The 10,449-nt window shown below is 70.0% G+C and carries 11 protein-coding genes; 8 read left to right on the top strand and 3 right to left on the bottom strand.

Annotated features, from left to right (window positions below):
- From ACFDTC_RS15750 to rpe, 7 genes are all read left to right on the top strand, one after another.
- Window positions 1-1,023: rod shape-determining protein (locus ACFDTC_RS15750; RefSeq protein ID WP_375259839.1), on the top strand; the 1,023-nt coding region annotated here is incomplete at its 5' end.
- Window positions 1,024-1,097: 74 nt separating this feature from the next.
- Window positions 1,098-2,048 carry a rod shape-determining protein MreC gene (mreC, locus tag ACFDTC_RS15745; RefSeq protein WP_375259838.1) on the top strand — a complete coding sequence of 317 codons (951 nt, stop codon included), beginning with the start codon at window positions 1,098-1,100 and terminating at the stop codon, window positions 2,046-2,048.
- The gene (locus ACFDTC_RS15740) at window positions 2,041-2,580 is read left to right on the top strand and encodes a rod shape-determining protein MreD (RefSeq protein WP_375259837.1); all 540 of its coding nucleotides are present in this window, start codon (window positions 2,041-2,043) and stop codon (window positions 2,578-2,580) included. Before mreC ends, ACFDTC_RS15740 begins: the two co-directional genes overlap by 8 nt.
- Window positions 2,577-4,499, top strand: a complete 1,923-nt coding sequence (gene mrdA / locus ACFDTC_RS15735) for a penicillin-binding protein 2 (protein ID WP_375259836.1) — start codon at window positions 2,577-2,579, stop codon at window positions 4,497-4,499. The genes ACFDTC_RS15740 and mrdA overlap by 4 nt, the downstream gene beginning before the upstream one ends.
- Entirely contained in the window at window positions 4,496-5,635 is a 1,140-nt protein-coding gene (gene rodA, locus ACFDTC_RS15730; RefSeq protein ID WP_375259835.1) for a rod shape-determining protein RodA, read from the top strand. The genes mrdA and rodA overlap by 4 nt, the downstream gene beginning before the upstream one ends.
- Window positions 5,636-5,643: 8 nt before the next feature.
- Entirely contained in the window at window positions 5,644-6,579 is a 936-nt protein-coding gene (locus ACFDTC_RS15725; RefSeq protein ID WP_375259834.1) for a 2-hydroxyacid dehydrogenase, read from the top strand.
- Window positions 6,580-6,599: 20 nt separating this feature from the next.
- Window positions 6,600-7,280, top strand: coding sequence for a ribulose-phosphate 3-epimerase (gene rpe, locus ACFDTC_RS15720; protein WP_375259833.1), 681 nt, complete (start codon window positions 6,600-6,602; stop codon window positions 7,278-7,280).
- Between the two features lie 123 nt (window positions 7,281-7,403).
- On the opposite strand, the gene ACFDTC_RS15715 is transcribed toward rpe, so the two are convergent.
- Together ACFDTC_RS15715 and ACFDTC_RS15710 are read right to left on the bottom strand one after the other, a co-directional pair.
- Entirely contained in the window at window positions 7,404-7,829 is a 426-nt protein-coding gene (locus ACFDTC_RS15715) for a PaaI family thioesterase (protein WP_375259832.1), read from the bottom strand.
- 3 nt (window positions 7,830-7,832) lie between these two features.
- Window positions 7,833-8,276 (bottom strand): MaoC family dehydratase, encoded by a 444-nt coding sequence (locus ACFDTC_RS15710; RefSeq protein ID WP_375259831.1) that lies wholly within the window; start codon window positions 8,274-8,276, stop codon window positions 7,833-7,835.
- Window positions 8,277-8,435: 159 nt separating this feature from the next.
- Here ACFDTC_RS15710 and ACFDTC_RS15705 point away from each other — a divergent pair, with 159 nt between their 5' ends.
- Window positions 8,436-9,452 (top strand): NADP-dependent oxidoreductase, encoded by a 1,017-nt coding sequence (locus tag ACFDTC_RS15705; protein WP_375259830.1) that lies wholly within the window; start codon window positions 8,436-8,438, stop codon window positions 9,450-9,452.
- Between the two features lie 57 nt (window positions 9,453-9,509).
- Here ACFDTC_RS15705 and ACFDTC_RS15700 read toward each other — a convergent pair.
- Window positions 9,510-10,449, bottom strand: a 940-nt coding sequence (locus tag ACFDTC_RS15700; protein ID WP_375259829.1) for an ATP-binding domain-containing protein, incomplete at its 5' end; no start/stop codon positions are given.

Below are 10,449 nucleotides of genomic sequence, written 5' to 3'. Positions count from 1 at the left end.
GGCATGTTTTCGGCGGACATGGCCATCGACCTCGGGACGGCGAACACGCTGGTCTACGTCAAGGGACGCGGGGTCATCCTGTCGGAGCCGTCCGTCGTCGCCTACCACGTCAAGGACGGCGTGAAGAAGGTGCTCGCCGTGGGCGAGGACGCCAAGCTGATGCTCGGCCGCACGCCGGGCAGCATCGAGGCGATCCGCCCGATGCGCGAGGGCGTGATCGCCGACTTCGACACCGCCGAGGCGATGATCAAGCACTTCATCCGCAAGGTGCACCGCCGCTCGACCTTCTCGAAGCCCAAGATCATCGTCTGCGTGCCGCACGGCGCCACCCCGGTGGAAAAGCGCGCGATCCGGCAGTCGGTGCTCAGCGCGGGCGCGCGCAAGGCCGGCCTGATCTCGGAACCCATCGCGGCGGCCATCGGCGCCGGCATGCCCATCACCGACCCCACCGGCAGCATGGTCGTCGACATCGGCGGAGGCACGACCGAGGTCGCGGTCCTGTCGCTGGGAGACATCGTCTATGCCCGCTCGGTCCGCGTCGGAGGCGACCGGATGGACGAGGCGATCATCTCGTACCTGCGCCGCCAGCAGAACCTGCTGATCGGCGAATCGACCGCCGAGCGCATCAAGACCTCGATCGGCTCGGCGCGGATGCCCGATGACGGGCGCGGCAGCTCGATGCAGATCCGCGGCCGCGATCTTCTGAACGGCGTGCCCAAGGAAACCGAGATCAGCCAGGCCCAGATCGCCGAGGCGCTGAGCGAGCCGGTCCAGCAGATCTGCGAGGCGGTGATGACCGCGCTCGAACAGACGCCCCCGGACCTCGCCGCCGACATCGTCGACCGCGGCGTGATGCTGACCGGCGGCGGCGCGCTTCTGGGCGATCTCGACCTCGCGCTGCGCGAACAGACGGGCCTTGCGGTGTCGATCGCCGACGAAAGCCTCAACTGCGTTGCATTGGGCACCGGAAAGGCGTTGGAATTCGAAAAACAGCTGCGCCACGCGATCGACTACGACAGCTGAGGGCGCAACCGCGGCGGAAGGGGCAGTGCCTTCTGCCGCGATCGGCAGAATGACCGAACCCGGACGACAAGCCATTGGCCCAGGACAGATCCCGCGATGACTTCACCGGCCCGCTGAAGCGGCTGCTGCTGGTGATCCTGGCGCTTGTGCTGCTGGGGCTGTTCCTGCTGTGGCGCATCGACAGCCCGCGGGTCGAGCGCTTCCGCGCCCACGTGGTCGACCGCGTCGTGCCGCGCATGGACTGGGCGATGGCGCCGGTCACCGGCACCGTGAACCTGCTGCGCGACTTCCAGTCCTACCAGCGCATCAGCGCCCAGAACCAGGAGCTGCGCCGCGAGCTGCGCCAGATGACCGCCTGGAAAGAGGCGGCGCTGCAGCTGGAACAGGAAAACGCCCGCCTGCGCGACCTCAACAACGTGCAGCTCGACCCGCGGCTGACCTACATCACCGGCGTCGTGCTGGCCGACAGCGGCAGCCCCTTCCGGCAATCGGTGCTGATCAACGTGGGCGGCCGCGACGGCATCGTCGACGGCTGGGCCACGATGGACGGCATCGGCCTCGTCGGGCGGATCTCGGGCGTCGGGCCGAACACCAGCCGGGTGATCCTGCTCACCGACGCGACCAGCCGCATCCCGGCGGTCATCCAGCCCTCGGGGCAGCGCGCGCTGGTGGTGGGCGACAATTCGGGTGCCCCCCACATCGACTTCATCGAGGACCCCGACCTGGTGCGTCCCGGCGACCGCATCGTCACCTCGGGCGACGGCGAGGTCTTCCCGCCGGGCCTGCTGGTGGGCCAGGTGGCGCTCGACCCGGGCGGCCGGGCGCGCGCGCGGCTTGCGGCGGATTACGAGCGGCTGGAATTCCTGCGCGTGCTGCGCGACCACGGCTCGCGCCGCGTGCGGGCGCCGTCGTCGCTGATCGTGCCCGACCTGCCGCCCGGCACGCGCGAGCCGCAGGGCCCGCCCGCGCCCGACACGCTGCTCGACGACACCGCCAGCGACGATTTGGGGCCGACCAATGGCTGAGCGCAGCGTCGCCCGTCTCTGGCTCATGCGCGCGGTCTACCCGCTGCTGGCGCTGCTGATCCTGTTCGCGCAATTGCTGCCGATGCAGATCACGCCCGCCCGCATCGCCGGGCCCGACCTGCTGGTGGCGCTGACCTTCGTCTGGGCGTTGCGGCGGCCGGACTTCGTGCCCATGTTGTCGATCGCGGCCGTGATGCTGCTGGCCGACCTGCTGACCCAGCGCCCACCGGGCCTGTGGGCGGCGCTGGTGCTGCTGGCGGCGGAATGGCTCAAGGTCCAGGACCGGCGCATCCGCGGCAACACGTTCTTCGCCGAATGGCTGACCGTGGCGACCGCGCTGATGGTGATCACGGTGGTCTACCGCATCGCGCTGGGGCTGCTGGTCGTGGGGCCCGGAACGCTGGCGCTGCACGCGATGCAGTACGGCATGACGCTGATCGCCTACCCGCTGGTGGCGGCGATCAGCCACACCGCCTTCGGCGTGCGTCGCAGCGCGCCGGGCGAATTCGACCCCGTGGGACGCGGCGCATGAAAAGGACACCGAAGGAAACCGCCCAGAGCGCCCGGCGCATCACCCGCCGCGGGCTGATCCTGGGCGGGCTGCAGCTGGGCTTCGCCGGCGTGCTGGCCACGCGGATGCGGCACATGCAGGTCGACCAGGCCGACGAGTTCCGCCTGCTGGCCGAGGAGAACCGCATCAACATCCGCCTGCTGCCACCGGCGCGCGGGCGGCTCTTCGACCGCGAGGGGCGCATCATCGCCGATAACGCGCCGGCCTACCGCATCACGCTGGTCCCCGAGGATGCCGACGACGTCGAGGTGGTGGTCCAGCGCCTGGCGCAGCTGATCGAGCTCGACGGCCCCGCGATCGACCGCGCGCTGGCCGAGATCCGGCGCAGCGCCGCGCCCTTCCTGCCGGTGACCATCGCCGATCGCGTCAGTTGGGAGGCGGTCAGCCGCGTCGCGGTGAACGCCCCCGCCCTGCCCGGCGTCGCCCCCGAGGTCGGCCTGTCGCGCTACTACCCGCTGGGCGGTCTCTACGCCCACGTCGCGGGCTACGTGGGCCCGGTCTCCGAGCGCGACCTCGCCCGCTACGAGGATCCGCCGCCGCTGCTGCGCATTCCGCGCTTCCAGATCGGCAAGGTCGGGATCGAGTTCCACCACGAGGAAACCCTGCGCGGCCGCGCCGGCACCAAGCGCGTCGAGGTCAACGCCACGGGCCGCGTCATGCGCGAGATCGACCGCCGCGAGGGCGAGGCCGGCGGCGACCTGCAGCTGACCGTCGACAACGCGCTGCAGGAATACGTGCACGCCCGCCTCGGCGAGGAGAGTGCCTCGGTCGTGGTGATGGACCTCGAGCACGGCGACCTGCTGGCGATCGCCTCGGCGCCGTCCTACGACCCGAACAAGTTCGTGCGCGGCATCTCGGTCGCCGATTACGGCGTGCTGCGCGAGAACATCCGCCGGCCGCTGGCCTCGAAGACCGTGCAGGACGCCTACCCGCCCGGCTCGACCTTCAAGATGGTCACCGCGCTCGCGGCGCTGGCCGCCGGCGTGATCGGCCCGGACGAGACCGTGTTCTGCCCCGGCTCGTACCAGGTGGGCACGCGCACCTTCCGCTGCTGGAAGCGTGGCGGCCACGGGCACATGAACCTCGAGGCGTCGATGCGCGAAAGCTGCGACGTCTACTACTACGACCTCGCGCTGAAGGTCGGGATCGAGAACATCGCCGCCATGGCGCGCAAGCTGGGCCTGGGCAGCGCCCCCGACATCCCCATGTCCGCCGTGACCGAAGGGCTGGTCCCGGACATCGAGTGGAAGCAGCGCGTGCGCAACGACGGCTGGCGCATCGGGGACACGGTCAACGTCTCGATCGGCCAGGGCGACATCCTGACCTCGCCGCTGCAGCTGGCGGTGATGTCGGCGCGCATCGCCACCGGGCGCGCGATCTCGCCGCGCCTGGTGCGCCGCGTCGACGGGGTCGAGACCGAGTCGCGCGCCGGCGAGGACCTGGGCCTGAACCCGCAGCACCTGCGCTGGGTGCAGCGCGCCATGCACGCGGTGATGAACGACCGCCGCGGCACCGCCTACGGTTCGCGCATCGAGACCGAGACCATGCTCATGGCCGGCAAGACCGGCACGGCACAGGTGCTCAACCGCGTGGTCAAGAACGACGAGGTGCCGTGGGAGGAACGCGACCACGCGCTGTTCGTCAGCTTCGCGCCCGCCGACAACCCGCGCATCGCGGTCTCGGTCGTCGTCGAACACGGCGGCGGCGGCTCGGCCGCGGCGGCGCCCATCGCGCGCGACGTCACGCTGCAGGCGCTCTACGGCGACACGCCGCCGCTCGACGCCTACCCGTCGGCCCAGCGCACCCGCATCGAGGCCCAGCAGGAGCGGCTGGAACGCGAGCGCCGCCTGCGCCGCGCCGCCGAGCAGAGCCGCGCATGAGCTACCTCGAATACAACGTCAAGACGGTGCCCTCGGGCTGGCGCAAGGTCCTGTACCTGAACTGGCCGCTGGTGGTGCTGCTCTCGGCGGTGGCGGGCGTGGGCTTCCTGATGCTCTACTCGGTCGCCGGCGGCTCGTTCCGCCCCTGGGCCGAGCCGCAGATGAAGCGCTACGTGCTGGGGCTGGCGGCGATGTTCACCGTCGCGCTGGTGCCGATCTGGTTCTGGCGCAACATGGCGGTGCTGGCCTATCTCGGCGCGCTCGGCCTGCTGGTCCTGGTCGAGTTCTTCGGCGAGATCGGCATGGGCGCGCAGCGCTGGATCGACCTCGGCTTCATGCGGCTGCAGCCGTCCGAGGTGATGAAGATCGCGCTGGTGATGATCCTCGCGGCCTATTACGACTGGCTGCCGCTGCGGCGCACCTCGCACCCGTTCTGGGTGCTGCTGCCGGTGGTGCTGATCCTGCTGCCCACGGGGCTGGTGCTGACGCAGCCCGACCTCGGCACCGCGCTGCTGCTGACCATCGCCGGCGCGCTGATGATGTTCCTCGCCGGCGTGCACTGGCTGTATTTCGCCGTTGTCATGGGCCTCGGGGCCGGCACGATCCGGATGGTCTTCGAAAGCCGCGGCACAGACTGGCAGCTGCTGAAGGATTACCAGTACCGCCGCATCGACACGTTCCTTGACCCCTCGAGCGATCCGCTGGGCGCGGGCTACCACATCACCCAGGCCAAGATCGCCATGGGCTCGGGCGGCTGGACCGGCAAGGGCTTCATGCAGGGCACGCAGTCGCGGCTGAACTTCCTGCCGGAAAAGCACACCGACTTCATCTTCAACACGCTCTCCGAGGAATTCGGCTTCATCGGGGGGATGTCGCTGCTGGGTCTCTACATCCTCGTGCTGGTGTTCTGCATCGTCTCGGCGCTGGCCAACCGCGACCGGTTCTCGTCGCTGCTGACGCTGGGCGTCGGCCTGACCTTCTTCCTGTACTTCGCCGTGAACATGTCGATGGTCATGGGCCTCGCACCCGTGGTCGGCGTGCCGCTGCCGCTGGTCAGCTACGGCGGCTCGGCGATGCTCGTCTTGATGATCGCCTTCGGGCTGGTACAAAGCGCCCACATCCACCGCCCCCGCTGAGAGAGTCCATGAGCGTCAACATCCTGTTCGCCGCGCCCGCCGATCGCTGGGCGCAATACGAAAGCCACCTGCGCACCGCGCTCGACGCCGACGGCCTCGACTACGTCCTGTCGACGCGGATGGAGCCCGAGACCGTCGACTACATCATCTACGCGCCCAGCTCGGACGTGCAGGACTTCACGCCGTTCACCCGCCTCAAGGCGGTTCTGAACCTCTGGGCCGGGGTGGAAAACGTCGTCGGCAACAAGACGCTGCGGGTGCCGCTGGCGCGCATGGTCGACGACGAGGGCCTGACCCAGGGCATGGTGGAATACGTCACCGGCCACGTGATGCGCTACCATCTCGGGCTCGACGCCCATATCGTGAACCCCGATCACCGCTGGGACGACACCGCGCCGCCGCTGGCGGCCGAGCGTCCGGTGACCATCCTCGGCCTCGGCGCGCTCGGCACCGCGTGCGGGCGCGCGCTGCGCACGCTGGGCTTCCACGTCACCGGCTGGAGCCGGACCGAGAAGCGCGTCGCCGGCATCGAATGCCTGCACGGCCCCGACGGTCTGGCCCGCGCGCTGCGCGGCGCGCAGGTGGTCATCACCCTGCTGCCGCAGACACCGCAGACGGAAAACATCCTCAACGCCCGCAGCCTCGCGCTGCTGGCGCCGGGCGCCTTCGTCATCAACCCCGGCCGCGGGCCGCTGATCGACGACGACGCCCTGCTCGAGGCGCTGGACGAGGGCCAGGTGGCGCACGCCACGCTCGACGTCTTCCGGACCGAGCCGCTGCCCGCCGACCATCCCTACTGGGCGCATCCCAAGGTGACCGTAACGCCGCACATCGCGTCGGAAACCCGCCCGCCCTCGGCCTCGCGCGCGATCGCCGACAACATCTGGCGCAACGAGACCGGCAAGCCGATGGTGCACCTGGTCGACCGCGACGCCGGCTACTGACCTTGCCCGGAGACATGCCCATGACGTTCGACCGCCGCGTGAAGATCGCGCCCTCGATCCTGTCCGCCGACTTCGCCGATTTCGGCCGCGAGATCCGCGCGATCGAGGACCAGGGCGGCGACTGGGTCCACGTGGACGTGATGGACGGGCATTTCGTGCCCAACCTCACCTTCGGGCCGCCGGCGGTGAAGGCGTTCCGCCGGCACGTCACCACGGTGATGGACGTGCACCTGATGATCGCGCCGGTCGATCCCTACATCGACGCCTATGCCGAGGCCGGCGCCGACATCCTCACCGCGCATGTCGAGGCCGGGCCGCACACGCACCGCACGCTGCAGGCGATCCGCGCGGCGGGCATGAAGGCGGGCGTGGCGCTGAACCCCGGCACGCCGGCCGAGGCGGTCGAGCATCTGCTCGACCTCGCGGACCTGGTCTGCGTGATGACGGTGAACCCCGGCTTCGGCGGGCAGTCGTTCCTCGACCTGACCGGCAAGATCCGCCGCCTGCGCGAGATGATCGGCGACCGCGAGGTGCATATCGAGATCGACGGCGGCGTCGACACGCGCACCGCACCGCTGGTGGTGGGCGCCGGCGCCGACGTTCTGGTCGCGGGCTCCGCCGTGTTCCGCGGCGGCTCGGTCGACAAGGCGCATGTCTACGGCGAGAACATCCGCGCCATCCGCGCCGCCGCCGAGGGCTGATCGGCCGGCGCCGGGGCCGGTCCGCGCCGGCCCCGCGCGTGGGACATCGTTACGATTTGGTAAATCCGTCTCTGCAAGCCATTGATTTTCTTGGGGCGCCTGCATGTCCCACGATGGGACACCTCATCCGCGCCGGTACCGGAACGTCCCTGTCCCCTTGGCGATCACCTCGCCCGTCTCGTCCAGGATCGTCCCTTCCGCGAAGAAAGTGCTCCGCCCGCCCCCGGTCTTGACCCCCTCGGCGATCAGGGTCTCTCCCTTCGGGCGCGACAGGTACTGCACGTTCAGGGTCAGGGTCAGGCACATCTGCGGCCGCTCCGGATCGCCCGTCCAGCAGCCCGCGTAGCCCATCACCGTGTCCAGAAGCGAGGCATGCACCCCGCCATGCAGGTTGCCGTGCCGGTTCATCAGTTCCGGCGCTGCCGGCAGCGTGAACCGCGCGGCCCCTTCGGACCAGTCGAGCATCCGCATCCCCAGGTGCCGCGCGAAGGGATACAGCGCCTCGCCCTCGAAACCCGGCGCGTCCGGATCGGTGATGCCGCGGTCCATCGCTCACTCCTTCAGAAAGGCGCGGGTGATCCAGCTCGCCACCAGCGCGGGGCTGTCGCCGCCCTCGATCTCGAGCTCGACGTCCCAGTGGATGTTCAGCCAGCCCTCGCCCTCGTCCACGTCGGCGACCGCGAAGGTTCCCCGGATGCGGCTGCCCACCGGCACCGGCGTCACGAACCGGATGCGGTCGAAGCCATAGTTCACGCTGGTCGCCAGCTCGGGCAGGTCCTCGGTGACTTCGTAGGACATCGCCGACAGCATCGACAGCGTCAGGAACCCGTGCGCGATCGCCCCGCCGAACGGCGTCTCGGCCCTGGCGCGCTCGTCGTCGAAATGCACGAACTGCCAGTCCTCGGTCACGCCCGCGAAGGCATTCACCCGCGACGCGTCCAGCATCACCCAGCCCGATTTCCGCGGCGCAAGCGCGCGCAGATCGTCCGCACTCATCGGGCCGCGTCGCCGTGGCGGCGCATCGGGCGCGCGGCGAGCCGCGGCGCGTGCTTGCTTGGAACGTGCATCCGGACCTCCCCTTGCCGTCAGCCTGTGTCGGCGTAGACTGACCGGAACGCGCCGGATGGTGCAACCGCTTTCCCGACAGGAGCTTACATGACCGACCAGATGCGCCGCATCACGCTCGCCCGCCGCCCCAAGGGCATGCCCGTTCCCGACGATTTTGCGCTGGAGACCGCGCCCTTGCCCGAGCCGAAGGCGGGCGAGGTGCTGGTTTCCGTGACGCACCTCTCGCTCGACCCCTACATGCGCGGGCGGATGGACGACGCGAAAAGCTACGCACCGTCGGTGAACCTCGGCGAGGTGATGACCGGCCAAGGCGTGGGCCGCGTGATGGCGTCGCGCGCCGACGGCTTCGCCGAGGGCGACATGGTCACCGGCATCACCGGCTGGACCAGCCACGCGGTGCTGCCGGCCGACCAGCTGCGCAAGCTCGACGCAGGGTTGCCGCCGACCACCGCGCTCGGCGTGCTGGGCATGCCCGGCTTCACCGCCTGGACCGGCCTGCGCAAGTACGGCCGCCCGCAGAAGGGAGAAACCCTGGTCGTCGGCGCCGCAACCGGGCCGGTGGGCTCGCTGGTCGGACAACTGGCCAAGGCCGCCGGCCTGCGCACCGTCGCCGTCGCGGGCGGCCCCGAGAAGTGCAAGCTCGCGACCGAGACCTTCGGCTTCGACGCCGCCATCGACCACCGCGCCCATGACGACGCGCGCGCGCTGCGCGCTGCGCTGGCCGAGGCGGCGCCCGACGGCGTCGACATCTACTGGGAGAACGTGGGCGGCAAGCTGCTCGAGGCGGTCCTGCCGCTGATGAACACCCACGGCCGCATCCCCGTCTGCGGCACGATCGCGTGGTACGGCGGCGTCGAGGACAGCGCCGACCGGCTGCCCGCCACCTGGCGCGCGGTGCTGGTCAAGCGGCTGAGCATCGACGGCTTCATCATCTTCGATCACTGGGACGGCTATCCGGAGTTCCTGAAGGACATGGCGCCCAAGGTCGCCGCGGGCGAGGTCGCGTTCCTCGAGGACGTGGCCGAAGGGTTGGAAAACGCGCCCGAAGCGTTCATCGGCTTGCTTCAGGGCCGCAATCGCGGCAAGCAGATCGTCGCGATCTGACTTCGGTAGGACGGCGGGCGGGGCGATGCGGCGCAGCCGTGAGCGGCCCCGGCGCCCCTAGCCCTCGGTCTCGGGCGCCAGGGTCAACGGCGCGGCCACGCTCTGCAGGTCGTCGACACGCAGGGGCCCGCCCGGCCGCGACAGGCGGTTGCGAACGACCCAGTGCAACCGCGACTGCGCCCGCGTGATCGCCACGTATGCCAAACGTTTCCACAACGGCTGCCCGGCCTCGCTTCGGCCCATGCGGGCGGCCGCGAACAGGTCGGGCGCGAAGACCTGCACGTCTTCCCATTGCGAGCCCTGCGCTTTGTGGATCGTCACCGCCGCGCCGTGCAGGAAGGTCGCCCCCATGCGTGCGGCGAAGGGAATGAACGGCTCTTCGGCGTCGGGCTTCTCGATCTTGACGATGGACGCGGCAGAGACCTGCGGTTCTGGCGCGCCGACCACATGCAGGCGCGAGAACCCCGGTTTGCGCCCGGGGCCGAGGTAGATCACCTGCGCACCCTTGATCAGCCCGCGCGCCTCGAGATCGAGACGTTTCTTGCGGTGCTTCAGCGGCAGTTCGATCCCGTCGCAGATCAACGGCTCACCCTCGAGCAGGCTGTCCTCGGGGGCGCCGTGCACGTTGCGGAAGGCGTGGATCAGGCGGATGCGGGTGGCGTTGCGCCAGACCAGCACCGGACTGCGCGCCATCAGGTCGACCTCGACCCGCTCGGCCAGCCGCACACGGTCGTCCGCGCGGGCCTTCTCCGCCACCAGCCGCTCGAAATCGTCGAAGTCCAGCGCCGGGTCGGCCAGTGCATGCGCAAGGTCGAGGATCGGGTTGTCGGCGGCCTGGCGGTGGATACGCTTCAGCTCGATAACCTGGCTCGGCTTCAGCCGGTCGAAGACCATCCCGCCGCTGGTGTCCTTAACCGGCGGAAGCTGGGCGGGATCGCCGAACAGCAGCAGCGTCGGAAAAATCTCCTGCAGGTCCTCGACCTGGCGTTCGTCCAGC

Source organism: Citreimonas sp., from assembly GCF_042096055.1.
Classification (GTDB): Bacteria; Pseudomonadota; Alphaproteobacteria; order Rhodobacterales; family Rhodobacteraceae; genus Citreimonas.
Note: the sequence above shows the minus strand (reverse complement) of the source record. Positions and strands in the feature narration are given on the sequence as shown.

Bases quoted from the DNA above. Each gene is read 5' to 3' on its own strand.
- ACFDTC_RS15740 (WP_375259837.1), top strand. From the start codon at position 2,041: ATGGCTGAGCGCAGCGTCGCCCGTCTCTGGCTCATGCGCGCGGTCTAC.
- mrdA (WP_375259836.1), top strand. From the start codon at position 2,577: ATGAAAAGGACACCGAAGGAAACCGCCCAGAGCGCCCGGCGCATCACC.
- rodA (WP_375259835.1), top strand. From the start codon at position 4,496: ATGAGCTACCTCGAATACAACGTCAAGACGGTGCCCTCGGGCTGGCGC.
- ACFDTC_RS15725 (WP_375259834.1), top strand. From the start codon at position 5,644: ATGAGCGTCAACATCCTGTTCGCCGCGCCCGCCGATCGCTGGGCGCAA.
- rpe (WP_375259833.1), top strand. From the start codon at position 6,600: ATGACGTTCGACCGCCGCGTGAAGATCGCGCCCTCGATCCTGTCCGCC.
- ACFDTC_RS15715 (WP_375259832.1), bottom strand. From the start codon at position 7,829: ATGGACCGCGGCATCACCGATCCGGACGCGCCGGGTTTCGAGGGCGAG.
- ACFDTC_RS15710 (WP_375259831.1), bottom strand. From the start codon at position 8,276: ATGAGTGCGGACGATCTGCGCGCGCTTGCGCCGCGGAAATCGGGCTGG.
- ACFDTC_RS15705 (WP_375259830.1), top strand. From the start codon at position 8,436: ATGACCGACCAGATGCGCCGCATCACGCTCGCCCGCCGCCCCAAGGGC.